This is a genomic window from Roseobacter sp. S87 (assembly GCF_055693285.1).
On the sequence record NZ_JBVFTR010000004.1, the window covers coordinates 2,500,182 to 2,524,943 of the forward strand.

Here is a 24,762-nt window from a genome sequence, read left to right on the forward strand (position 1 = left end):
CCTGTGAAAGTTTTCAACGGTTCTGTCATTGCATGCTGTTTCTGGCGTCTGAATGCCGGGCAGTCCGGAATTCATGACGGATCGTCCACCGCTCTGGACTGAGCGGGCCATCTGGCGCACTCTCAGACCTATGCTGGACCTTCTGAGTGATATCCTGACCCGCCTCTCGTTCGAAGGAACGCTGTATTTCCGCACAAGCTTCACCGAGCCCTGGGGCGTCAGGGTGCCGGCGTTCAGCAATGTCGCGCGCTTTCACTATGCGCATCGCGGCGACGCGCTGATCCGGGTCGAAGGCCTGTCTGAACCGGTTGCGGTGGCTCAGGGCGACCTTGTGATAATTCCACACGGCGCGGGTCACACACTGTCCTGCCGGCATTCCGGACCCGATGCTGTGCTACCTCTTGATGATGTGCTCGAACGCTCCGGATTTTCCGGACACGGGACTCTCGTCTGGGGCGGCAACGGATCAACTCAGGACACACAGCTGATCTGCGGACACTTTGCGCTGGCCGAAGGGTCCCGTCACATTATCCTCGACCGCCTGCCTCCGGTGATCCACCTGCGCGGCTATGGTGATGATCTTGGCCCCTGGCTGGATGCAACCCTGCGCGTCATTGGCGCCGAGGCCGGACAGGCTCGCCTTGGCAGCGACCTGATCGCGCTCAAGATGTCCGAGGCAATCTTTGCTCAGGCGATCCGGGCGCATATCGAACAGTCTCCGCAGAACGAACAGGGTATTGCCGGTTTCGCCGACCCGAACATAGGCAGGGCGCTGACCGCTTTTCACCGTCAGCCGGCCTCCGACTGGACGGTCGGAACTCTGGCGCGCGAAGCCGGACTGTCACGAACCGGTTTTGCGGAACGTTTCTCGTCACGTATCGGCGTCACGCCCATGTCCTACGTCACCTCATGGCGGATGCAGATTGCACGCGACGCACTGGCGAAAGACGGGCTGTCCGTGGCAGAAACGGCCGTTCTGACAGGCTACGCCTCGGAATCTTCATTCAGCAGAGTCTTCAAGAAAGAAATCGGCCAGTCGCCGGCGGCATTCCGGTCCAGCGGTGGTGAAGGGACCGCAACCTAACATTTAATCCGGACTTCCGGACGAGCTGTCATGTTTTCCGAACTTACTGAACTACAACGTCCGAATTCACCGACCTACCTTTTGCATCAGCGCCCGAGCGCACAACTCTGAAACCCGCAAAAGGACACCAACATGCGTTTCGTCACAAAAACTATTCATGCCTGGCTTGATTATCCGGTTGCCCTGGCTCTGATCGCCCTGCCATTTCTGCTCGGCCTCGGCCAGTCCCATCCGCTGGCCCTGTTCATCGCGCCCACCGTCGGTGTGGCAGCGTTTCTGCTCACACTTCTGACTGATCACCATCTGGGCGTGATCCGCGTACTCCCCTACAGACTGCATCTGGCCGTTGACCTTGCTGTTGGCCTTCTTTTTGTTGCACTGCCGATGTTGCTGGGTTTCTCCGGCCTGGATGCTGCATTCTATCTGGTGAACGGTGCCGCCGTGATAGCAGTGATTGCGCTGTCAAAACCCGGCGAAAGTCTCGCGGCCGCCTGACGCCATAACGCCGGGTGCGGGTGGCATGGCACCAGCTCCCGGCGCGCAAAGATCTGACTTCGCCGGCATACGCCGGCTGCCCTGCCCGCCGAAAAGAGGGCGGGGTTCTTATTCGGCGGCGACCGTTGTTTTTTCTGCAGCCGCTTCGCCAAATCCGCGCGGGACCGGCAGATCCGGCAGTCCGGCCGCCCGTTTCTTCAGGGCGCGCCCGATCACGACCCTGCTGATCTCTGTGGTGCCATCCACAATGCGCAGCATCTGCGCAAGACGTGACAGCCTGTCCAGTCCATATGGCTGCAACAGCCCCATCCCGCCCAGAACCTGGGTACAGGTATTTGCCGCCCTGACGGCCGCATCGGGCACGAACCGTTTGGCATGAGCCGCCATCAGCGGCCCCTCGGGTGAGCCCAGCGCCTCTGCCGCCCGACGATAGAGCAGGCGGGATACTTCCAGATCGGTTGCGACCTCACCCAGCATCCACTGAATACCATCCAGGTCGAGATTGCTGCCGCCGAACATCTTGCGGTTTTTCGAATAGGACAACGCGGTATCAAGAGCTGACCGCATCAAACCACAGCATCCGGAAGCGATGGACACCCGTGCGATGTCGATCGCCATCAGGGATCCCTGAAGGCCCTGGCCAACCGGCAGAATGATATTGTCTTCGCTCACCACAACGCGGTCGAGATACATCTCGGACATCGGCAGGAAATTATACGACGGCGTCTCATAGCGCGGGCCGAAACTGATCCCGGCAGCATCCGCCGGAATGGCAATCATCGCCATGTCACCGTGGCCGGGCACATCGCTGGTCTTCACAACCGTGAAGTAGATGTCGGCTTCCCCGGCGAGGCTGACCCAGGCTTTGGATCCGCTGATCGTCCAGGTGCCGTCACCGTTGATGGTCGCGCGGGTATACATCTTCATCGGGTCGGACCCGGATTGCGGTTCCGTCAGCGCGAAATTCGCCAGTTTCCGCCCTGAGGTCAGATCGCGGGCCCAGGCCTCGCGGAATGCGTCCGTGCCATACCCGCAGCCTGCAAAGGTACAGATATTGTGCATCGACAGGGCAAATGCATAAGCTCCGTCACCCAGACCAAGTTGTTCATAGACCTGGATCCCTTCAGCCAGTGAAAGCCCCTGCCCGCCCCATTCTGCCGGAGCATAGAGGCCGGTCAACCCGGCAGCGCCAGCCTTGTCGGAAGCATCGCGCGGCCACGTCCCGGCGACATTCCAGTCCGTTATAGTTGGCATGATGACGTTCTCCGCGTGGTCGCGGGCCGCGGCGAGAATGGTATCAAGTCTTTCCGACATCACAGATAATCCTTCAGAATGAAATGTCTGGTTTCGCCAAAGCTCCTCTGTGGCACGGCATGCAGGCGCGGCCAGAAAGTGAACCTGTTTCTATATTTTAAGCACTCTGGCATGAACTCCACCGGTCCGGCCATCTCGCGCAATGACAGTGAATTGTCCTAAAGTGACAAAATCACGCCCGTGCTGACGTGTGCCGCCGATAGGCTCCGGGCGTGCTGCCGGTCCATCGCCGGAAGGCCCGGTGGAAGTTTGCTGCCGACGAAAAACCGACCTCATGCGCCACAGCCTCGGTTGTGAGACGACCCACCTGCAGATGGCGGATTGCGATGTCACGACGCAACCCGTCCTTGATCGCCTGAAAGGACGTTCCATCCGCTTCAAGACGCCGGATCAGCGTGCGCGGCGTCACGTTCAGTGCCTGTGCGGTTCCGTTCAGATCCGCCTTCTCCCAGCCAATCTGGCTGAGATGACCACGAACCCGCAGCGACTGTGTATGGTCCTGTGACTTCGTAAAGATCCAGTCCCGCGGTGCGTTCGTCAGAAACAGGTCGAGGTCGGTTGCGCCACGGGGGTGCACCGGTCGGAGGCTGTTCAGATCGAACGAGATCGCGCTCGCATCACGTTCAAAACGCACCGGCGCAGGAAAGATGACCGCATAATCCTCTGCAAACGCGGGGGATGAGAATGCAAAGGCAACCTCCCGGACCGGCACTTCATGCCGCGCCAGCCAGGAGGTCAGACCATGCGCCAGTTTCAGGATCAGCATATGCCCGAAACGCTGCGGTGACTGTTTTGTCTTTGGGTTCAGCTGCAGAGTCAGAGTTGCGCCGGATTCCGCCAGAGAGAACTGATAGTCATCAAGAAGCAGATTCCAGAATGTCGAAAACCGGTAGAGCGCCGACGGCAGTGTCGTCGCCTCGCGCGCGGATGTCAGCAGGTGCTGAAGCGCGCGCGGCCGGATGGGGCGGCTCCACAGGCCCATCATTTCGTCGCCTGTTTCTACAGCTGCAAGCCGGTAGAGCTCCACGATCTGGTCCAGCGTCACACGGCTGTGCTGGTCCTGGTCAGCAGACAGATCAGAGCGTTCCAGCAACGATCGGAATTGCGCCGCGGAACACAGAGGCTCCAGCGCAGACAACCAGTCCGCGATAAATCCACCGGATACAGTTGAATAGGATGGGGGTGCGGCAGGCGGCATAATACTTTGTCGCTACCACCGATTGCGATCTTCCAGAAGAGCAGATTTCACGTTGACGCCAGCAGAGCTCGGACCCGCGAAAACTGTCCGCAGTTATCCTTGACGCATGCTCCGGCTCTGAGCCCCCTCATGGGGCGTCACATCGCGCCCTGCTGCCGAACGCGGCTGATCATAGTAAACTCTGTTGCCCATGGCATATCTCCTTTCCAGTGCTTTGCGTTGTTTACGTGGTGTGACGTCTGCGGGCTGTGAAGCACTTCACACGGACCTGTTTATTGCCGTGAGTTTTTGCAATTTCCCTGTTCAAAAGGGCGCACGACGGTCCCCGCCGGGTTTGAGTTCGGACTGAGCCACGCCCGCGATCCGCGTTCAGAGCTGGTCTGCGTGCGCAACAGTATTGCCAGCTTCGAACCTGACGCGGCCCTCTCCTGCACCCAAGCCTACCAGAGTGCGACCTCCATTTGCGTGCGGATCTCAAACCCCAAGTGTTCATAGAGTTCAATGGCGGTCCGGTTGTTCGCATAGGTGTGCAGAAAAGGCACATCGCCCTCCGCTATGATGCGCTGGCACATATGCCGGATCAGGTCTGCAGCCATGCCGCAACCACGGTGCCCGCTGTCTACGCAAACAGCGCTGATCTCGGTATAGCCGGGGAGCTTCAGGCGCTGCCCGGCCATTGCCACGAGGTGCCCGGCCCGCCGGATACCGATAAAATCACCCATTGTATGCGTGTTCCGTTCAAACGGGCCCGGCTTTGTCCGCGCAGCCAGGTCAAACATTTCAGCGGCATCGTCCGGCCCCAGCTCATGAATCCTGTAACGGTCTTTGGGTGTCGCGGGGCGTACCGCGATCATCTGCACGCCACCAACCCGTTCTTTCGGACCCTGCAACAGGGGGCAAACCGGCGTTTCGCGCTCCAGGGTAAGGACTGGCGCTCCTTTGTGCGCAACCATTGCGGCAAATTCCTGCATATCGATTTGCGATCCGCTGGCTGCCGCTGCCAGCGGGCTGGTATCTTCATGCATCATCCGGGCCGACCCGGCCGGAATGCTGATGTCCGACAACCTGGACATCAGAGCATTCCAGACCGGCCGGTCGAGGAGGGCTTCACAGGGGTCGATTGTAAAGTGTCTGGTCATCGTTGGCTCCTTTTCCTCAGATTGTTTCCCGGGCAGCCAGGCGGCGCATCCGTGCTGCTGCAAGGCCCGCCAGTCCTGCAATCAAAAAGCGGAAACCCTGCGGGCAGCGGCACAGGGGCCGGCAGGTCCGGAACCGGCACAAGGTCGAACCCTTCTGCACGAAGCGACGCGCCGCCAAAGAGACGGGAGGTCGCTGAAAAGAAAGACGCGTTGGCATCCCGTTCTGAACCGGACTGCGGGTACTCACCGGTGTCCGCCACACCGAACAGGCGCAGGATGATCGGGTCACCGTCTTCAACCGATACAGAACCGGAGATTACGCCCGTGTCAGCGCCTGAAAACAGGCCAGCCAACGGGCTGGACGGATCGGTGTTAGACACGCGGCGCGTAAACACAACATCTGGGGCTGTGATTTCAAATCCTGCAAACACATGCGCCAGCGGCACCCCATCAGCGCGATCTGTCGTCACGAAAGAGGCTGCAGAAACTGCGAGATCCACATGAAAGACCCCACTGCCAACGGCCCTGTATTCCGAAGTAATCCCGGAGCGGGCACGTGCATAAACCATAGCATCGGTCTCAGCAACCGGTGCGCGCGCGGCAGAAGAAAGCCTGAAGGTGAACTCCGAAGGATCAGAGGAAACATGGGCGAATGCATCGCCTGCCAGTTCAGAAACATCCGCCGTTATGCCCTGAGCCGTTGCACCGTCTGCGGTATCAACGACCTCTGTCAGATATTCCCCTGCACTGATGTCCGCTGTGCTGACACGCGCCTTTGCGACCGCGCTGAGCGTTGCGGCGCCTGCGACACCGGGTGCCAGCAGAATGCAAGCACCAAAAACCAACTTTCCTGTCATAGACTTTTCCCTGAAATGTTTTCGACGTCCTGAGCAAAACGAAGACGCATTGCCCTCTCTGAACCGGGATAGGCCCGCATGCGCAGCGAAGCTTGATCGTCGCGTGAGGATTTGATGAGGATTGCAGGGCGAGGACCGCACGATTGAATTGCTCACGGACGCCCTGGCAGGAACCGAAGGAGCGACTGCACAACATTCGGACACGCAAGGCGCGCCACTGAATATTCGCCCGGCGCACTCATTGATCCGTCCGCCGCCGCGCCCAACTCAGACGCGGGCGTTTTCAGTGCTGCTCTGTTTCAGAAGCAAGAAAAGCTTTGGGACAGGGCTGTGGCGACAGCGAAAACCGAAAAGCGTTTGCTGATAATCGGCGGATGGACTTCAGCCAGCACCGACTGCCACGTCGCAATACCTGGCGTTCCCTGCACCAGAAACACACCCCGCGTGTCGCGGCATGCGACATGGTTCAATCAAACGTCCACCAGCGCAGCCAGCGCCGTCCATTCACGCCGGGATATGGCATTCGGGCCGGCAAGCAGCCAGTAGCTTTCGTGATGCGGCAGAGAGCGCTCATCAAGCCGGATCAGATCACCCGAGGCCAGAGCCGCCCCACAAAGCGGGAGCGATGCAAGCATCACGCCGAGCCCGGCCTTTGCCGCATTGATCGCGGAGAGCTGCGTGTCAAACCGCAGCTGCGGCACCGGGGTCGTGGGTATGCCGAAGGCGGACGCCCAGTGCGGGCCACCCCGGACGCGGGCCGGCGCAGGCAATGCGGGGCCATGTTGTCCAGGCACCTGATCGGTGGGTCAGTGCAGGGGCGGCGACAGGTGCGAGCGCTTCAGCATAAAGGCGCGCCCGGAAGGGATGCGGCCAGTCACCTGTGCCGTAGCGGATCCCGATCACATCGTCCCCGGGCGCGTCATGCGCCCCAAGCACCAGCGTCCTGACAGAGAGCTCTGCCGCAACCATCGACTGCAGCCGCGCAAGCCTGGGCATCAGCCACAGATCAATAACGGACTGACTGGCAGACACGGTAAGGCGCTTCTGACCCGCGCCGAAGACCGCTTCGGTACTGTCCCGCAGGCCATCCAGCGCGTGCCGGACGTGCGGGAGCCAGGCCTCCCCCTCGACTGTCAGGGAGATGTTACGGGGCCTGCGATGAAACAACCCGACACCCAGCCGTTTTTCCAGCTGGCCAATGCGCTGGCTGACCGCAGCCTGCGTCAGACCAATTTCGTCGGCAGCAGCCGTGAAGCTGCCCAGCCGCGCGGCAGCCTCAAACGCGCGGACCCATTCCAGTGGTGGCAGGCGGGTATCATGCATAAACCAATCAGCGCCTCAGCTTCATTATTCCTGATTTGAACTTATGCACCAGCTGCAGGAAACTCCACCTGGAACAACATCACCGAAGGAAAACAGTATGCCGTCAGTCACGGTTGATCCGTCCGGCACCTTTCTCACAATGCGCAGTACTTCCGGATCCCGACGGTTTCATGCCGTGTGGCTTCGCGACAACGCACAGGATGAGAAAACACGCGCACCGGAAAACGGACAGCGCCTGATCACTTTGCGCGACATTCCCGCTGACACAAAGATCGGTGCCGCGCAGGTCGGTGCCGGCGGAAATCTCGAAGTCCGCTTTGACCCGGATGGCCATGTCACATCATTTGATCAAGCCTGGCTTGCGGCGCATGCCTATGACCGGGCTCCGCCCGAAGGTCGCGGCTGGCTCCTGCCTGACGTGGAACCCTGGGATGCCGCGCTGGCTCACAATCTGCCCGACGGGGACTTTCGGGCGTTGCAGGGCGGAAGCGATGCACTGCACGGCTGGCTCGACAACATTGTGCGATATGGATTCGCGCGGGTCGGAAATGTCCCGGCTGAGCCGGAGGCCCTGTTCGGGATCGTTGATCTCTTTGGCCATGTACGGGAGACCAACTATGGCCGCCTCTTCGAGGTACGGACCGAGGTCAATCCGACAAATCTCGCCTATACCGGGCTTGGTCTGCAGGCACACACCGACAATCCCTACCGTGATCCGGTGCCCACGGTGCAGGTTCTGCATTGCCTCGAAAACTCCGCAACAGGGGGCGAAAACATGGTGGTGGACGGGTTCGCCGCCGCGTTGCGGTTGCGCTACGAAGACCCCGCAGGCTTTGACCTGCTGGCGGATTGTTGTGCGCGGTTTGAATACGCAGGCGAAGCCGGTGTCCGCCTCACCGCGCGCCGGCCAATGATCGAACTCGCCCCTGATGGCGCTTTGACGGGGATCCGGTTCAACAACCGCTCCTGCGCAGCGATCACGGATGTGCCGTTTGAGAAGATGCAGGATTACTATGCTGCCTATCGCCGGTTGGGCGAGATCATTGATGATCCGGCAATGGAGGTGACGTTCCGGCTGAACCCGGGTGACGCTTTTGTGGTCGACAACACCCGCGTGCTGCACGCCCGCAAGGGATATTCCGGTGCGGGCAACCGGTGGCTCCAGGGGTGCTACGCGGATATGGACGGGGTGCGCTCCACCCGCGACAGCCTGGCGCGCGATAACCGGAGGGAGGCCGCGGAATGACCGGGCATGCAGGTGCTCTGACACCGGACACAATCGTGGACTTCATCGGCTCGATCTTTGACCGCCGTGGCGGCGAGGAATACCTCGGCGAACCCGTCACGATGGGCGAGCACATGCTGCAGGCCGCGACCATCGCCGAGCAGAATGGCCAGTCCGAGGAGATCATTGTTGCGGCCCTGCTGCACGACATCGGACATTTCACCAGTGAGTTCGGCACCTTCACGATGGAGGACACCGAAGACCGCCACCATGAGGACGCAGGCGCCCAGGTGCTGGAGCAGTTTTTTCCGCCGGTGGTAACGGACTGCTGCCGGTATCACGTTGCGGCCAAACGCTACCTCTGTGCGACACGGACAGACTATTTCAGCCGCCTATCCGAGGCATCCGTTCATTCCCTCAAACTGCAGGGCGGACCGATGACGCAGACCGAAGTCAAAGCCTTTGAGAAAAACCCGAACCTGAAGGCAATTATTGCCGTGCGTTATCTCGATGAGGCCGGGAAAAGAGCGGGGATGAAAACGCCGGACTTTGGGCATTTTGCCGGGATGGTACAGCGACAGGTGGACAGGCACATCAGCGGCAGCGCGCGGGAATAGCAACGGCCTTCGCCTTTTGCGCACCTGCGGCGTCACGCGTTAAGTGCTGGCCGGGGCTGCCTCGCCGATTTCCCAGAAGAGGGCCGTCATCGCAATCAGGGCGTCACGCGCCACCGACTTCAGCATGTGCTCGTTGGGCGCGTGCTGCGAGCATCCGCGATAAGAATGCGGGACCCAGACTGTGGGAACCCCCAGGATGTCGGCGAAAACTTCGTTGGGCAACGAGCCTGCGAGGTTCGGCAGAATGTGCGGCGGCCTGCCTGTGGCTTCTTCGAGTACGCGCGCCACGAAATCCACCCAGGGGTGATCCGGCGGCAGGCGTGTAGCATCAAAAAAGCCACGGTCATGCGGCACAATCTGCACAGACTGAAAGCCTTGCGCATCGAGGTGCCGGCGCAGGGCGGGCAGCACATCATCCTGATCCGTACCGACGACAAAACGAAGCTGACATGCCGCGCGCGCATGCGCTGAAATCGCGTTGACGGGGGCTTCGGGCACACCGCTGTGCATGGCCAGAACCGTAAAACTGTTCCATCCGAATACCCGTTCGGCGGGCGTCAGGTTTTCTTCACCCCAGTTCTCATCAATATCCGGGCCTTCATCGTTTTCAAGGGGCAGAGTGCTCAGAGCACGGCGTATGTCATCCGTCAGGCTGGTGGGACGCCATTCGGGGACACGGATCTGCCCGCGCGCGTCCGTGATCGTCGACAGCGCCTGAGCGAGGATCATCGCCGGGTCCGCCAGAAGCCCACCCCAGTTGCCGGAATGATGCGCGCCTTCACGCAGATCGACAATCAGATCGAAGGAAATGCCCCCACGCGCGCCCATAAACATCGTTGGGGTGTCCGGTTGCAGACGCGGTCCATCCGAGGCGATCAGCACGTCAGCGGCCAGCGCGTCCCGGTTGGCCTCGAAGAATTCAGCAAGGCCCGGAGAGCCCGTTTCCTCGCCGGTCTCCAGAACAATTCTGCAGTTAAAGCCCAGTGATCCGCGCGCATCCAGAACCGCGCGCAGCGCCGCGAGGTTGATCAGATGCTGCCCCTTGTTATCGGCGGTGCCGCGCCCGTAGAGGCGGTCACCCTCCTCCACGAGGCGGAAGGGATGCAGACCCTCGCGCCAGTCGGCTGTCTGTGCGCGGATGACGTCGCCGTGCCCGTAGCTCAGGATGGTCGGGCGGCCTGCGTCCTCAATACGTTCGGCCAAAAGGAACGGACCGGAGCCTGTCGCGGGGTTAGGGTGGATCGTGCAGGTGAACCCCATACTCTCCAGCCGGGGGATTATCGCCTCTCTAAGATAACGGGTAAGTTCCACCGCCTGAGCGGGGTCCTGGCTTTCGGTTTCAAAAGCTACCAGGTCGCGCAGGTCGTCGACAAAGCGGCCCTCGTCAAAATAGGCCGAGATACCGTTGATGGCAGTGTCACGCGTCACAAAAGCTCCCTCACACCGGTGGGTTCACATCATCCGGGATCGGACAGGTATAGGGCATGGCTTCCAGGTGGTCCCGATGCGTCTGCTGTGCCGTATCGATCAGAGACGGAGTTTCGATGAGCCGGCACGCTGTCGCGGCCATCGCTTTGGCTGCATAGATCATGCCCTTGTGCGCTGCGGGGGCCTTGCCCTGGGCCACTGTCTGCCATGTGTGAAAGGGCGTGCCGATGGCACAGGTGGCCACGCGCGCCTGCACGGTCGGCACCGCCCAGCTGACGTCGCCCACATCGGTTGACCCCTCTCCACCATCGCTGTGACGGTCAAGCGGCGCGATAAAATCGCACAGCGCCAGGTCTTTCTGCGGCTTTGCTCCGATCCGTTTGAACGTCGTATCAATGTCGGCGGCCGTCAACGTTTTCTGAATGTCACGGGCAAACGCCTCATCGACCGCATCGAACGCAACCGGCCCCAGCTTTTCAAGTTCGGCCTGCAGCGTTTCTTCCAGCGGACGGTTCCCCAGCAGATTGGACACGCCGGAAAACACCTGGCTGGTGACGCGGGTTTCCGTCATCAGCGCCGCACCATCAGCAATTTTGCGCACACGGGCGATCAGATCGTTCAGTTCGGGCAGAGAACTGGCGCGCACCAGCTGGCGTACGACCGCCCGCGACTGCACCACGTTGGGGGCCACACCACCGGCATCAAGATAGGCGTAATGCACACGAGCTGCGTCAGGGATGTGCTCGCGCAGATAGTTCACACCGATGTTCATCAGTTCGACGGCATCCAGCGCCGAGCGACCCAGCTCGGGAGCACCTGCAGCATGCGCGGCCTTACCGTGGAACGTAAAGTCGATCCGCGTATTGGCCAGTGAGTTTGCTTCGTTCACCCCGGTGAACGTGGCCGGATGCCATGAAATTGCAGCATCCACATCGTCAAAGAGTCCCTCGCGCACCATGTAGGTTTTCGCGGCACCCCCCTCCTCAGCGGGGCATCCATAGTACCGGACGCGGCCTTTGATACCGTTGAGTTCCAGCCATTCCTTAACCGCAGTTGCCGCCAACAGGGCCGCAGAGCCCAGCAGGTTATGCCCGCATCCGTGCCCGTTGCCGCCATCCTCGATGGGCTGGTGTTCGGCAACCCCGGCCTCCTGGCTGAGGTAAGGCAGCGCGTCGAACTCTCCGAGGATCGCAATCACCGGCCCTTGGTCACCGGCCTCGCCCACAACGGCCGTCGGAATACCCGCCGCGTTTTCGGTCAGCCGGAACCCATAGTGTTCCAGCATCTTTTTGTGCTCAGCCACCGATGCGTGTTCGGCATAAAGGGTTTCGGGCGTGTCAAAGACCCGGTCCGACAGGCCGATGAATGCCTCCCGGTGGCGGTCAACGTGGTCCCAGATCGGATCTGAATTCTGCATTGCTTTGTCCACTTCGTTTCAGGCGCTCTGCGGCGCTGTGGTCTCATGTTCCAGATGGCAGGCGGTGTCACGACCGTCGCGGCCGGGCTGCAGCACCGGTACTTCACGGCGGCAGATGTCCTGCGCCAGCGGGCAGCGCGGGTGAAAGGCGCAACCGGATGGCGGATCAAGCGGCGACGGGATCTCCCCCTCAATCGGCGTAAACGCCCGTTTGCGCTGATCCAGTCGCGGCGCCTCGGCGAGCAGTGCCCGGGTGTAAGGGTGTCGTGGGTCCGCGAAAATTTCTTCAGTCGGCGCGATCTCGACAATCCGGCCCAGATACATGATCGCCACCCGGTCCGCGATTTGTTCCACAACGCTGAGATCATGGCTGATAAAGAGATAGGTCAGCCCCAGTTCCTCGCGCAGGTCCATGAAAAGATTGATGACCTGCGCCTGGATGGAGACATCAAGTGCGGCGATGGCTTCGTCGCAGACCAGAAATTCCGGCTGGACCGCAAGCGCGCGGGCAATCCCGATCCGCTGGCGCTGCCCGCCCGAGAACTGATGCGCATAACGCCGTTTGAGCGATGGATCGAGCCCCACCTTGCGCATGATGTCGTCGACATATCCCGACCAGTCAGCCTTAATGACAAGCCCGTGCATCAACGGCGCTTCGCCGATGATATCCTCGACCCTCATTCTGGGGTTCAGACTGGCAAAAGGGTCCTGAAAGATCATCTGAATGGCAAGGGTCGCGGCGCGCTTTTCCGCCCCGCTCAGCCCGGCAACGTCCCTGCCCTGAAACAGCATGTGGCCTTCGCTGGCGGCGTGAATACCTGCAACCACCCGACCCAGCGTGGATTTGCCACAGCCGGACTCGCCTACGAGACCAAGGACTTCACCCGGCGCAATCGACAGGCTGACACCCTCCACCGCATGTACCGTTTCCTCATGGATATCGGCGCCCAGACGTTGTGCGATCCTGCCGGCCAGATCCAGCCGGCGCACAAACCGTTTGGAGACATCGCGGATTTCAACGAGCGGCGCGGTCATGGATCAGCCTCCACAAGGCCCTGCGGGTTGAAGCACCTCAGCCGCCTTTCCGAGATGTCTGCGACACCAGGCTGCTGACTGCAGGCCTCCGTACGCGCCGTGCAGCGTGGGCCAAAGGCACACCCTTTCGGAAGCGCGAGCATGTTCGGTGTCATCCCCTCAATCTGATAAAGACGGCCTCCGCGCCGGTTGGCACCGGGCACGGACCCCAGAAGCCCCCGTGTGTAAGGGTGCAGCGGCCGGTCGATGACATCATCGGTTCCCCCCTGCTCAACAATACGCCCCGCGTACATCACCGATATCCGGTCCGCGAGCCCGGCCACAACGGCAAGGTCATGGGTGATCCAGATCATCGCCGTGCCCGTCTGTTTTGTGAGTTTCTGCGCTTCGTGAATGATCTGCGCCTGAATGGTAACGTCCAGCGCCGTCGTCGGCTCATCTGCAATGATCAGGTCCGGCTTGTTGAGGAAGGCCGTTGCGATGGCCACCCGCTGTCTCATCCCTCCGGACAACTGATGCGGATAGGCGCGCAGGCGTTCCTCCGGCGACGGAATCCCGACCAGGCCCAGCGCATCGCGGCTGCGCGCCCAGGCTTCTTTTTTGTCGACTTTCTCATGGGCTCTGATCGCTTCCATCATCTGCGTGTCCACGCGCAGAACCGGATTCAGCGTCATCATCGGGTCCTGAAAAATCATCGAGATGCGGTTGCCCCGCAAACGCTGCAACATGTCCTCGGGCGCATTCGCGATTTCATCTCCGTTGAACCGGATCGACCCGTCAACGATGCGCCCTGGCTGGTCAATCAGTCCCAGGATCGAGAAGCCGGTTATGGATTTGCCTGACCCGGATTCGCCCACAAGCCCCATGATCTCTCCACGGGCGACGGAAAAATCGACGCCGTCCACGGCTTTGACCACGCCGGCATGGGTGAAGAAATGGGTTCTGAGCCCACTGACATCCAGAACAGCGCTCATTTCTTCAGCCTCGGGTTCAGCACATCGCGCAGATGATCACCCACCAGATTAATCGACACCACGGTCAGCAACAGGGCCAGCCCCGGGAACATCGAAATCCAGTAGCGGCCCGAAAGCATATATTCGAAACCATTCGCAATCAGCACGCCGAGCGATGGTTCCGTCTGTGGCAGGCCCACGCCCAGAAAGGACAGGGTCGCCTCGAGCGAGATGGCGCTCGCGGTCTGTACCGTCCCTACAACGATCAGCGGAGCCACACAGTTCGGCAGGATATGGCGGAAAACGATCCTCGCCCGTGACAGGCCCAGACATTGGGCGGCCTCGACATATTCCTTGTTCCGCTCCACCAGCGCTGTTGCCCGGACCGTGCGGGCGTAATAGGCCCATTGCGCGACCACGAGCGCCAGAATGATCTTGTCGACCCCCTTGCCGAGTGCGGCCACCAGCATCAGTGCCACCAGCGATGCCGGAAAGGACAGTTGCAGATCCACGATCCGCATGATGAAAGCCTCGGTCCGGCCGCCGGCATAGGCCGCGATCAGGCCAATCACCATGCCGATCAGCAGTGCGATAACGCCTGAAGCCAGCCCGACCGTCAGGGAAATCCGGAGGCCATAGAGAATGGCGGAATAAAGATCGCGGCCCGCCCCATCGGAGCCCAGCCACATAGTGTATCCCGCAAAAGCCTCAGAGCCGGGCGGCAAACGGCCATCCAGAACATCAACCTGGGCCAGGTCATAGGGGTTCTGCGGCGTGATCCAGGGTGCCAGGATGGCAAGGATCACGATCAGACCAAGCACCACCAGAGCAACCGTGGCGATCCGGCCTTCAAAGAATTCAGCGCGGAACCGCTGAAACGGTGTTTCTACGGCAGTCGCCGCTGCGGGGCTGTCTGAAGCTGCAGTATCTGTCATGCGCCCTGGTCCTGAAGCCGGACCCGCGGGTCCAGAAGCGAATAAACGATGTCCACGATCAGGTTGATCAGGACAAAGAAGAGCACGATGATCATCAGATAGGCGACCACCACAGGGCGGTCGAGCTGCAGGATTGCGTCAATCAGCAGTTTACCCATCCCCGGCCAGGCGAAAATCGTTTCGGTCACAACCGAAAAACCGATCAGGGACCCGAACTCCAGGCCCATTACAGTCACCACCGGGATCATGATGTTCTTCATGACGTGCACAAAGATGATGCGGCGCGTCGAAAGCCCTTTGGCACGGGCGTATTTGACGTAGTCCTGTCCCATCGCTTCGCGCACACCTGCCCGGGTCAGACGGATGGCCAGCGAAATCTTGAGCAGCGCGAGATTGAGGGCAGGCAGGAAAATGTGGCTCAGGCCGTCGGCCGTGAACAGGCTGCTCCGGATCCCCAGGAATGTTCCGATATCACCCCGTCCGGTGGCCGGGACCCAACCCAGTTCGACGGCAAAGAGGATGATCAGCATGAGCCCGACCCAGAACGTCGGCAGCGAAAAGCCCAGGATCGAAGTCGCCATGATCCCCTTTGAAACCTTGCTGTCCGGGTAGAGGCCAGCGTAAAGGCCCAGCGGAATACCGATAGCCACCGCCAGAAAGAGCGCCGTGAACGCCAGCTCCATCGTGGCCGGCATATGGTGCAGGATCAGCTTCAGGGCCGGTTCTCCGAAGATGAAACTCTTGCCCAGATCGCCCTGTGCGGCCCCCTTGAGGAACAGCATGTACTGTTCCCAGATGGGGCGGTCGAGGCCGAGGCGCTCAATCGTGGCCTGGATGTCTGCCTGATCAGCGTCCGGGCTGACCAGCATGTAGACCGGATCCCCGACGATATTGACGCCGAAGAAGACGATCAAAGACATCAGGAACACCACCAGAAGCGCCTGAAGCATACGGCGGATCACAAAAACCGTCATGAAGATGAACCCCGAAGAGGTGGTCGCCGGGCCGCTTCAGCGCGGCCCGGCAGAGCGGCATCACTCTTTCACGACACCGATTGCGAGCGTGTACTCGTCTGTACGCGCGACATAACGCAGCCCCTTTTTCGCAGCCCAGGTGTTGACCTGGAAGTGCGTGGGGATGATCGCGACATTGTCGATGGCCTTTTCTGTGGCCTCCGCAAGCAGGTCCTGACGTTTAGCGTCATCGACTGTGCGCAGCGCTTCCTCGATGATCCCGTCGATTTCCGCATCGGAGTGACGGCCACGGTTTGAGGCACCAAATCCACGGTCAGGGTCATGTGTGTGGATCAGCGACTTGAGCGGACTGGATGCTTCGCCCGAACCCGCACCCCAGCCGACCAGGATGAAGCTGAATTCCGGCTGGCCATCCTCGCCACCGCGTGAGGCACGACCGAAGTAGACCGAACGCGGCATGGTCTCAACAGCCGTCTGAATCCCGACACGGGTGAGCATCTGAGCAATTGCCTCAGCAATGCGCGCGTCGTTGATATAGCGGTCATTCGGGCCATGGATTGTCATGGCAAACCCGTCCGCATAACCGGCTTCGGCCAGCAACGCCTTGGCACCTGCCGGGTCATATTCGACCACACCAAGCTTGTCTGACACACCAAAGAACCCCTCGGGCAGAAGCTGTCCGGCCGGAATGGCAACACCTTCCATCACCCGCTCCACGATGGCATCGCGGTTGATCGCCATGCTGATCGCCTTGCGCACCCGCACATCCATCAGCGGGTTTTTGATGTCCCCCCCGTCTTTGGCCGTCACAAAGGGCGAGTTCTCACGGAACTGGTCCATGTGCAGATAAATGACGCGGTTGGAAACACCCTGGCTCAGCTGGATCTCATCATTGCCTTCCAGTGTAGTGATGTCCGTAGTCGGCACCCCAGAAATCATATCGACGTCACCAGCCAGCAGAGCTGCCACGCGGGACGGGCCGGATGTGATCGGGCGGAACTCCACCTCCGTCCACTCCGGTTTGTCACCCCAGTATGCCTCGTTCCGGGTCATTTTGATCGACTCGCCCGGTGTGTAGCTCGCAAAGACAAACGGCCCTGTACCTACAGAGGCGGTGCCTTCATTGAAGTCTTCGGTCGATGCGCTGCAGCCGCCTTCGTTCGAGATGATCGGCACTGTTGAGATGTCGTTCCCCATCAGCGGATAGGGTTCCTCCGTCACAAAGTGCACGGTGTAATCATCAATCTTCACCGCCGTTTTGCCCTTGAGATAGGTGCCGAAACTCGCGGGCGAATTGGGGACATCCGGTGCGCGTTCGACGGTACAGACCACGTCATCGGCGTTAAAATCACTGCCGTCGTGAAATTTGACACCTTCGCGCAGTTTGAACTCCCAGGTCAGGTCGTCAATCGGCTCCCAGGAGACGGCAAGGCCCGGCATAAGACGCTGCTTTTCGTCCTGATTGATCAGTCGGTCATAGATGTGACGCGACATTGCATTGTTCGGACCAAGATTGTGAAAATGCGGGTCCAGAGACGTCGGCTCGGACGAAAGTCCGATGACCAGCTTCTCTGCAGAGACAGCGCCGGCGCCCAGCGCCATGATGCCCGCAGCGACCGCTGTCACGGCTGTAATCTTCTTCATCAAAAAGCTCCCTGTTCAGTTGGCGCTTTGTTCGACCGAATCCGGAACCCGGCCTTGCGCCCTGAGCAAATGCTAGCTACCACAAAAATCATTGCCAATACTCAATTCTATGCATTTTTGCATAGATCAATCCGGTGCCCCGGATGGCGTCCGGGCGCAAAGCTGGAAAGAATGCAAAGGTCATGACGGAACACAAACACCGGCTTCGCGAGTTTGAATCGCTTCGTGCCCTGGTCACGACGGGCACGACGATCGGTGCGGCCCGCCGGCTGGGTGTATCCCAGTCGGCCGTCAGCCGTTCGCTCTCGCAGCTCGAGGCGCGCGTCGGCCGCTCGCTCTTTGTGCGCAGGTCGGGACGGATCGAACCCACGGATGAAGCGCTGAGGCTGAACGGAAAACTGGATCCGATTTTCGAGACCCTGGCGCAGATCGAAGGCGCAGACTGGGCCGCCCCCGAAGATGAACCGCTGCGGCTGGTCGTCCCGCCGACACTGGCGCATCACTTCATTATCCGGCGTGTTGCGAACTTTCTGAAGGCCAACCCGGGACGGCGGGTGCAGCTGGACATCCAGGCAACCGACGTTCTGGTCTCGGGCATTCTTGATCTGCGCTACGACCTCGGCCTGACCAGTGGGATGATCCAGCGGTCGGGTGTACAGCTGATGCCGTGGCGGCGCAGCCACGCGGTCTGTGCGATGCCGACCGGACATCCGCTGGCTGCAAAGAAATCCATCACACCTCAGGATCTGGATGGTGTGGATCTGATCCAGTTCCTGCGCAGGCTGGGCACCCGTGCCACAACAGAACAGATATTTGCCCGCGCCGGGGTCCAGCCGCGCCAGATTGCGGAGACGGCGACGAATATGGCGGCGCTGGAGCTGGTCCGGGAAGGTCTCGGTGTCACGCTGATCAATCCCTTCCCGCTCCTGTCACAGGACATGGAAGGTGTCGAAGTCCGGCCCTTTGACGCATCGTGTTCTTATGAAACCAGTTTTGTGCTGCCGTCCGGCGTGCCCCCGACACAGCTGACCAGACAGTTTATCAGCTTTGTGAAACTGACCACGCCGCCGCATAAGTATTCGGAGCCCATCTAGTGATCTCCGCCGCTGCTCCATTCTGCACCCGGATCCATCGGAAAAGCAGGGCGCGGCAGGTGCTCAAAGGGCCAGCGGCTGTGCATCGGGCTGGTCAGGCCGGGCGTATCCACCTCAAAAACCTGTTCCGCCGGGAACCAGTCTGCGAAACCTGCTCGGAAATGCCCTCGGGATTTCACCACGACCGTGCGGGCCGCGGAAATATCCAGCCCGAACATATGAAAAAACACCGGATCGGCAGTCTGGGTACGGTCCGAAATGACCACAACCGTTATGCCGCCCATGCGCAGCGCAGCAGATGGTCCGAGCGCCAGACGCCGGCCCGCTGTCATCCCCTGTTCTCCCACAACATCTCCATCGTGGAGCGCAATGACCTCCGCTTCGACATCAAAAGGCAGATCCCATTGGGCCCAGGGCGCTTCAGCATCCCGCGACCGGTTGAACCGCGCCTGAAACCGTCCGCCCACCCCCACCTGATGCGCCTCTGCGGCGAGTTCAGGGTCGCAGAAAGAACCGATAAGGCAGTCAAGGACACCGGCCGCATGCAGTGCCGCCAGCAGGGCGGTCGTCCGGCCACTGCCACCCCCGCCCGGATTGTCGCCGGCGTCCGAAAAGATGACCGGCGCGCAACCTTCCTGCAGTGCAAGGGCCACCGCATCATCCAGCGTGGTCAGTTTGCGAGTAAAATCCCCGCGCAGAGACCACGCCATGCCAGCCAGTTCGTCCGCAAGTACCTTCGCCACGCCGATGTCTTCACGCGCGGTGACAACGATACTCAGCCCGTTGTCAGGCGTGTCCGAAAAGAGGAAATTGCCGAACACGGAAACGTTGAGGATCTGACCCCGGCATTCCGCCTGACGCCGTTGTCCGGTGTCAATCAGAGTGCCGTAGGGATGTTCGGCGCTCAGCAGTGTCACCGACGCCGGCACGAGCGGCAGTTTAACATGGGCCATCTGTGGCCGCGTCCCCGAGGCCAGAATGCGCCGCACCGCAAAAGCGGCCTCTTCCCCGCGCTCGATCTGATCCACATGCGGATTGGTCCGGTAACCCACGATCAGATCACAGGCATCCACCATCCGCTGCGATACATTTGCATGCAAATCCAGCGTGGAAACGACGAGGACATCCGGCCCGACAACCTCGCGAACACGGGCCGTCAGCAGCCCGTCCGGGTCGTGGTCATGTTCGGCCACCATGGCGCCGTGGTTGCAGATATAGACTGCGTCCAGCGCACCCGCCGCGCGCAGCAAGTTTTCTGCCGTCGCAATGATTTCTTCGATCACCGCCGCGCGCACCGGCCCTGCGGGATGGCTTGCCGCCAGAATACAGGGGACCGGCTCCCAGTCGCCTGTCGCATCCATCGCGCGCACGAACGCGGCGAATTCTGTGGCCAGTTTCGGGGTGTCCGAACGGGCTTCCTGCATCAGCGCATCGCCTGTGAGCCAGGTCAGCGAGCGGAAGTCATCTTCCGCGGCAGGTGGTGCAAACCGGTTGGATTCGAGGATGGCGCCAAGCAGGGCGATCTTTGGTGCGGTCATGACGACGTTCCTCTTAATTTGGGCATTGCATAAGGAAATCCGAAGAAATGACGCAAATCAACATTCCAAATGAGTATTCGGTAGAACTCGAAACGCCCGACATTGAACCCTATGCCGCTGGCAATACCGGGATCCCGTATGTCTGGCGGTTCGGGAGTGGCCTCCCCGGACCCAACGTTATGGTAAGCGCGGTTGTGCACGGTAACGAGCCCTGCGGCGTCATCGCGCTCGACTGGCTGTTCCGCGAAGACATCAGGCCGCTGTGCGGATCGCTGACACTGGCGTTCATGAATGTTGATGCTTACCACGCGTTTGATTCGGCTGATCCGAACCGCACCCGGTGGCTCGACGAAGACATGAACCGCGTCTGGGACAAAGAGGTTCTCGAAAGTGACCGGACCTCCATTGAACTCGAACGTGCACGCCGTGTCCGTCCAGCCCTTGAAGGCATCGACTGTCTTCTCGACATCCACAGCATGCAGCATCTCGCCCCGCCTCTGATGATGTCCGGACGCCACCGGAAAAGCAAAGACCTTGCCGCCCGGGTGGGCGTGCCAGAGCGGATCGTGGGGGATGCGGGCCATGCCGCAGGCCGGCGCATGCGCGACTACGGGGCCTTTGATGACCCGAATTCAACGAAGACAGCGCTGCTGATCGAATGCGGACAACACTGGGAAGCATCTTCGGGCGCACTGGCTGTTGAGGCCACGGTGCGGTTTCTGGCGGCAACCGGCACGATTGCGCAGGACCGGGTCGACGCCCTCGATCCCGTTCCGCAACAGTCGTTCTACACCGTGGCCCGGGCCGTCACGATTGAGAGCGATACATTCACGTTCGCGCAGCCGTTCACCGGCGGTGAAGTCCTGCCGGACGCAGGCACACTGATCGGTCATGACGGGGACACGCCGGTCACGACGCCCGCGGACAACACCATGCTGGTGATGCCGTCAAAACGCCTTTGGAAAGGCCAGACAGCGGTCCGTTTCGCCGTTCCGGACCGTCCTGGCTGAGCCCCACGCCCCGCCGGGCGCGTGATTCCGGTCATTTTCCGCCGAAATTCTGCGATCGGGCCCATGCCAGCACGAATAATTGTCGCATACGACGGTATACCGTCGACGTTCCCGGCTGCTTCTACTATCAGGGGGCCAACTCTAGTCATCAGGAGCACCTCATGTCCGATATTATTTACACCAAAGTAGACGAGGCCCCGGAACTGGCCTCTGCTTCATTTCTGCCGATCATCCAGAAATTCGCCGGTGCGGCCGGCGTCAGCGTTGGCACAAAGGACATCAGCCTCGCCGGGCGCATTCTGGCGGCGTTCCCGGAACACCTGAGCCCCGATCAGCAGCAGTCTGACGATCTGGCCGAGCTTGGACGCCTGGTTAAAACGGCTGAAGCCAATGTGATCAAACTGCCGAACATTTCCGCCTCGGTGCCGCAGCTTGTGGGCGCGATCAAGGAGTTGCAGTCGCAGGGGTTCGCCCTGCCGGATTACCCGGAAGCACCCCAAACCGATGATGAGAAAGCCGCCCGTGCCAAATATGACGCGATCAAGGGTTCCGCGGTGAACCCGGTTCTGCGCGAGGGTAATTCTGACCGGCGCGCGGCAAAGGCCGTTAAAAGCTTTGCACAGGCCAATCCGCACCGCATGGGCGACTGGACGGCCGACAGCAAAACGCATGTATCCTCCATGCCCGGCAATGACTTCTTCTCCAATGAGACCTCCGCGACCCTCGCGGAAGCCACCGGTGCAAAGATTGTGCTCGAAACGGCCACCGGCGAGCGGGTGCTCAAAGAAGGCCTCGAATATCCGGCCGGTACTGTTGTGGATGCCACCTTTATGAGTGCTGCAGCTCTGCAGGACTTCCTCGCGGCCGAGATCGAAAAGACCCGCGAACAGGGCATTTTGTTTTCGCTGCACCTCAAAGCCACGATGATGAAAGTCTCCGACCCGATCCTTTTTGGTCACGCGGTCCGGGCATACCTCGCACCCGTGTTTGACAAGCACGGCGACGAAATGGCCGCGCTTGGCGTGAACCCGAACTCGGGCCTTGGTGATCTGCTGGCGCGCGTAAAGGACAACGCAGCCATCATAGCCGATATCGACGCCTGCATGGCCGCACGCCCGCCAATGTACATGGTGGATTCCGACAAGGGCATCACCAACCTGCATGTCTCATCTGATGTGATCATCGACGCGTCGATGCCTGCGCTGATCCGCGCGGGCGGCAAAGGCTGGGGACCGGATGGCAAAGAAGCAGACGCCAACTGTGTCATCCCGGACAATTGCTATGCGCCGGTCTATGATGAAACAATCAGCTTCTTCAAAGAAAACGGCAAACTGAACCCGGCGACCGCTGGCACCGTCCAGAACATCGGCCTGATGGCGCAGAAAGCCGAGGAATACGGTTCGCACCCGACAACCTTCGAGATCCCCGAAGCCGGCACCGTGAAAATGATCCTCGACGATGGCACGGTTCTGCATCAGCACGAGGTGCAGGCGGGTGATATCTGGCGCTCTTCCTCCGCCCGCAAGGCGCCGATCGAGGACTGGATCAATCTGGCCATTTCCCGTCAGAAGGTAGAAGGCTGCCGGGCGATCTTCTGGCTTGATGAAAACCGGGCGCATGACGCACAGCTGATTGCCTATGTGAAACCGGTGCTCGAAGCGAAAGGCCTGGCAGGGACGTTTGAAATCATGTCGCCCCGCGCGGCCACGCGGGCGTCGCTGGAAACGATCACCAGCGGTGCGGATACGATCGCAATCACAGGCAACGTGTTGCGCGATTACCTGACCGATCTCTTCCCGATCCTTGAGCTGGCGACATCCGCCAAGATGCTCTCGATCGTAAAACTGATGAACGGCGGCGGGCTTTTCGAAACCGGTGCCGGCGGATCCGCCCCCAAACACGTCCAGCAGCTGGTCGGGGAAAACCACCTGCGGTGGGACAGCCTTGGCGAGTTCTGCGCCCTTGGCGAAAGCCTGATCTTCCTCGCGGACGCACGTGGCAACGAAAAGGCGCGGGTCCTGGGCAAAGCAGTGGAAACAGCCACACAGGGCATTCTGGACAATGACCGGTCGCCTTCGCGCAAAGTGGGTGAGCCGGACAACCGCGACAGCCACTACTGGTTTGCACGGTACTGGGCAGAGGCACTTGCAGCCCAGTCCGAGGACGCGGACCTTGCTGCGCATTTCGCGCCGGTAGCAGAAGCGCTGGCGTCAAACGAAGCCCAGATCCTTTCTGAGCTCGCGGCGGTCCAGGGACCTGGTGCTGAACTGGGCGGCTACTACCGTACGGACAACGCAAAGACAGCTGCGGTCATGCGCCCGTCAGCCACGCTGAACGGCATCATCGGCCAGACCGGCTGATCGGATCCGGAAAATCTGCCGCGCGCTGAAACACGGCGCGCGGCACGCGCAGGCAGGTATCCGTTTTCCTGCTGCCGTGCCCGGGACCCTTCAATTCTCCCGGCATCGCGGGCCCGACACACAATGCCTTTCCTCAAAGCGACGCTGCATTAACTAATGCACCAGCAACCGGAATCTCCGGCAAAGGTCAGAAATGAAGCGTTTCCTGAGTAAAGTATCCCGGCATCTGGGGTGGAACCTTGTGAAAAACAGGGAAAGCGCCGTGCTGCGGCATCACTATGCTTACCAGCTCAACAAGCTGTTCCGGATGACCAGACCGACCATGATCATCGATGTGGGCGGGAACAGGGGGCAGTACTTTGATTTCATCCAAAGGTTCACGGACTATCGTGGCCCTGTTGTGACGTTTGAACCCATCCCCGAGTTGTATGAATTTCTGAGTAAAAAGGCATCCGGTATTCCCAACTGGACGATCATGCCTGTGGCGCTTGGTGCCGCCGATACAGAGATGCAGCTGAAGGTGATGCGCTCAGATGATTTTTCGTCCTTTCTGCCACCGGCAGAGTCAGCAGGCTGGATCGAACAGGCCAATCAGGTGCAGAGGGAAGTCACTGTCCCTCTGAAGCGGCTGGACGGACTTTTGGCCGACATCACGCCCGATGCCAGTGCAGAACGCATCTTCCTGAAACTGGACACACAGGGCTTTGACCTTGAAGTCTTCGCGGGCGCAAAAGGAATTCTGCCTCAGGTCGTCGCGCTGCAGTCCGAAGTCGCGATGCAGCCGATATACGAAGGCATGCCCGATATTGCCCGGTCACTGGAGGTTTTTCGCGCTGCCGGTTTTGGCGTGACGGCTTTTTCAAAGGTGGCAGATCTGGACAATGTGGCCGTGGAGTTTGATTGCCTGATGATCAACAGGAAGACATCCGGATGAGCCCGGCCTTGCCGTTTCTGTAGCGCTGGCGCCCAGGCGGATTTTTCGCTGATGGCCCTTGAGAGAGCAACCGTTTCGGCCGGTTCACCGGCGGTAGGAATGACGGACGGCACCACAGAGCCCGAAAACACGAGCGCGCGTGCAGTCTTCCCCCGCAGCGCTGTCCGCCGCGCGGGGGGCCACATACC

22 protein-coding genes are annotated in these 24,762 nt (G+C 60.6%); 8 read left to right on the top strand and 14 right to left on the bottom strand.

Annotation, left to right across the window (positions count from 1 at the left end; all coding sequences use genetic code 11):
* The first annotated feature begins 73 nt into the window (after window positions 1-73).
* Together ACZ1HA_RS13115 and ACZ1HA_RS13120 are read left to right on the top strand one after the other, a co-directional pair.
* Entirely contained in the window at window positions 74-1,084 is a 1,011-nt protein-coding gene (locus tag ACZ1HA_RS13115) for an AraC family transcriptional regulator (protein ID WP_436398748.1), read from the top strand.
* 132 nt (window positions 1,085-1,216) lie between these two features.
* The gene (locus tag ACZ1HA_RS13120; protein ID WP_375230119.1) at window positions 1,217-1,579 is read left to right on the top strand and encodes a hypothetical protein; all 363 of its coding nucleotides are present in this window, start codon (window positions 1,217-1,219) and stop codon (window positions 1,577-1,579) included.
* Between the two features lie 108 nt (window positions 1,580-1,687).
* Here ACZ1HA_RS13120 and ACZ1HA_RS13125 read toward each other — a convergent pair whose 3' ends face one another.
* The 6 genes from ACZ1HA_RS13125 to ACZ1HA_RS13150 all read right to left on the bottom strand — a co-directional run bounded on the left by ACZ1HA_RS13125 (window position 1,688) and on the right by ACZ1HA_RS13150 (window position 7,410).
* Window positions 1,688-2,893, bottom strand: coding sequence for an acyl-CoA dehydrogenase family protein (locus ACZ1HA_RS13125; RefSeq protein ID WP_472714203.1), 1,206 nt, complete (start codon window positions 2,891-2,893; stop codon window positions 1,688-1,690).
* Window positions 2,894-3,065: 172 nt separating this feature from the next.
* Window positions 3,066-4,091 carry an AraC family transcriptional regulator gene (locus ACZ1HA_RS13130; RefSeq protein WP_472714204.1) on the bottom strand — a complete coding sequence of 342 codons (1,026 nt, stop codon included), beginning with the start codon at window positions 4,089-4,091 and terminating at the stop codon, window positions 3,066-3,068.
* A 440-nt stretch (window positions 4,092-4,531) separates the two neighbouring features.
* Complete coding sequence (locus tag ACZ1HA_RS13135) at window positions 4,532-5,230, bottom strand: GNAT family N-acetyltransferase (protein WP_375230115.1); 699 nt, start codon at window positions 5,228-5,230, stop codon at window positions 4,532-4,534.
* Window positions 5,227-6,087 (bottom strand): hypothetical protein, encoded by an 861-nt coding sequence (locus tag ACZ1HA_RS13140; RefSeq protein WP_472714205.1) that lies wholly within the window; start codon window positions 6,085-6,087, stop codon window positions 5,227-5,229. The genes ACZ1HA_RS13135 and ACZ1HA_RS13140 overlap by 4 nt, the downstream gene beginning before the upstream one ends.
* Before the next feature lie 470 nt (window positions 6,088-6,557).
* Entirely contained in the window at window positions 6,558-6,788 is a 231-nt protein-coding gene (locus ACZ1HA_RS13145; protein ID WP_472714206.1) for a type 2 periplasmic-binding domain-containing protein, read from the bottom strand.
* The gene (locus tag ACZ1HA_RS13150) at window positions 6,769-7,410 is read right to left on the bottom strand and encodes a LysR family transcriptional regulator (protein WP_472714207.1); all 642 of its coding nucleotides are present in this window, start codon (window positions 7,408-7,410) and stop codon (window positions 6,769-6,771) included. The genes ACZ1HA_RS13145 and ACZ1HA_RS13150 overlap by 20 nt, the downstream gene beginning before the upstream one ends.
* Before the next feature lie 97 nt (window positions 7,411-7,507).
* On the opposite strand from ACZ1HA_RS13150, the gene tmpA reads away from it, so the two are divergent.
* Both tmpA and tmpB read left to right on the top strand, forming a co-directional pair.
* The gene (gene tmpA / locus ACZ1HA_RS13155) at window positions 7,508-8,656 is read left to right on the top strand and encodes a 2-trimethylaminoethylphosphonate dioxygenase (RefSeq protein ID WP_472714208.1); all 1,149 of its coding nucleotides are present in this window, start codon (window positions 7,508-7,510) and stop codon (window positions 8,654-8,656) included.
* Window positions 8,653-9,252: a (R)-1-hydroxy-2-trimethylaminoethylphosphonate oxygenase gene (tmpB, locus tag ACZ1HA_RS13160; protein WP_472714209.1), complete on the top strand. Its 600-nt coding sequence runs from the start codon at window positions 8,653-8,655 to the stop codon at window positions 9,250-9,252. Before tmpA ends, tmpB begins: the two co-directional genes overlap by 4 nt.
* Window positions 9,253-9,291: 39 nt before the next feature.
* On the opposite strand, the gene ACZ1HA_RS13165 is transcribed toward tmpB, so the two are convergent.
* Genes ACZ1HA_RS13165 through ACZ1HA_RS13195 form a run of 7 tightly spaced genes read right to left on the bottom strand, consistent with a single transcriptional unit; the run spans window position 9,292 to window position 17,638 of the window.
* Entirely contained in the window at window positions 9,292-10,680 is a 1,389-nt protein-coding gene (locus tag ACZ1HA_RS13165) for a M20 family metallopeptidase (protein ID WP_472714210.1), read from the bottom strand.
* 10 nt (window positions 10,681-10,690) lie between these two features.
* Window positions 10,691-12,097: an amidohydrolase gene (locus ACZ1HA_RS13170; RefSeq protein ID WP_472714211.1), complete on the bottom strand. Its 1,407-nt coding sequence runs from the start codon at window positions 12,095-12,097 to the stop codon at window positions 10,691-10,693.
* 18 nt (window positions 12,098-12,115) lie between these two features.
* Window positions 12,116-13,132 carry an ABC transporter ATP-binding protein gene (locus ACZ1HA_RS13175; RefSeq protein ID WP_472714212.1) on the bottom strand — a complete coding sequence of 339 codons (1,017 nt, stop codon included), beginning with the start codon at window positions 13,130-13,132 and terminating at the stop codon, window positions 12,116-12,118.
* Window positions 13,129-14,106, bottom strand: coding sequence for an ABC transporter ATP-binding protein (locus ACZ1HA_RS13180; protein ID WP_472714213.1), 978 nt, complete (start codon window positions 14,104-14,106; stop codon window positions 13,129-13,131). The genes ACZ1HA_RS13175 and ACZ1HA_RS13180 overlap by 4 nt, the downstream gene beginning before the upstream one ends.
* Window positions 14,103-15,020, bottom strand: a complete 918-nt coding sequence (locus ACZ1HA_RS13185) for an ABC transporter permease (protein WP_472714214.1) — start codon at window positions 15,018-15,020, stop codon at window positions 14,103-14,105. Before ACZ1HA_RS13185 ends, ACZ1HA_RS13180 begins: the two co-directional genes overlap by 4 nt.
* Window positions 15,017-15,994: an ABC transporter permease gene (locus ACZ1HA_RS13190; protein ID WP_472714215.1), complete on the bottom strand. Its 978-nt coding sequence runs from the start codon at window positions 15,992-15,994 to the stop codon at window positions 15,017-15,019. Before ACZ1HA_RS13190 ends, ACZ1HA_RS13185 begins: the two co-directional genes overlap by 4 nt.
* 60 nt (window positions 15,995-16,054) lie before the next feature.
* Window positions 16,055-17,638 (bottom strand): ABC transporter substrate-binding protein, encoded by a 1,584-nt coding sequence (locus tag ACZ1HA_RS13195; RefSeq protein WP_472714216.1) that lies wholly within the window; start codon window positions 17,636-17,638, stop codon window positions 16,055-16,057.
* 182 nt (window positions 17,639-17,820) lie between these two features.
* On the opposite strand from ACZ1HA_RS13195, the gene ACZ1HA_RS13200 reads away from it, so the two are divergent.
* On the top strand, window positions 17,821-18,732 hold the full coding sequence (locus ACZ1HA_RS13200) for a LysR family transcriptional regulator (RefSeq protein ID WP_472714217.1): 912 nt from the start codon (window positions 17,821-17,823) through the stop codon (window positions 18,730-18,732).
* Here the strand turns inward: ACZ1HA_RS13200 and ACZ1HA_RS13205 are convergent.
* Window positions 18,729-20,270 carry a M81 family metallopeptidase gene (locus ACZ1HA_RS13205; protein ID WP_472714218.1) on the bottom strand — a complete coding sequence of 514 codons (1,542 nt, stop codon included), beginning with the start codon at window positions 20,268-20,270 and terminating at the stop codon, window positions 18,729-18,731. The two genes, ACZ1HA_RS13200 and ACZ1HA_RS13205, sit on opposite strands and share 4 nt — an antisense overlap.
* Window positions 20,271-20,317: 47 nt before the next feature.
* Here ACZ1HA_RS13205 and ACZ1HA_RS13210 point away from each other — a divergent pair, with 47 nt between their 5' ends.
* The 3 genes from ACZ1HA_RS13210 (at window position 20,318) to ACZ1HA_RS13220 (ending at window position 24,574) form a co-directional block, all read left to right on the top strand.
* On the top strand, window positions 20,318-21,280 hold the full coding sequence (locus tag ACZ1HA_RS13210; RefSeq protein WP_472714219.1) for a M14 family metallopeptidase: 963 nt from the start codon (window positions 20,318-20,320) through the stop codon (window positions 21,278-21,280).
* A 161-nt stretch (window positions 21,281-21,441) separates the two neighbouring features.
* Window positions 21,442-23,640: an NADP-dependent isocitrate dehydrogenase gene (locus ACZ1HA_RS13215; protein WP_472714220.1), complete on the top strand. Its 2,199-nt coding sequence runs from the start codon at window positions 21,442-21,444 to the stop codon at window positions 23,638-23,640.
* A 193-nt stretch (window positions 23,641-23,833) separates the two neighbouring features.
* On the top strand, window positions 23,834-24,574 hold the full coding sequence (locus tag ACZ1HA_RS13220; RefSeq protein WP_472714221.1) for an FkbM family methyltransferase: 741 nt from the start codon (window positions 23,834-23,836) through the stop codon (window positions 24,572-24,574).
* Window positions 24,575-24,762 lie beyond the last annotated feature (188 nt).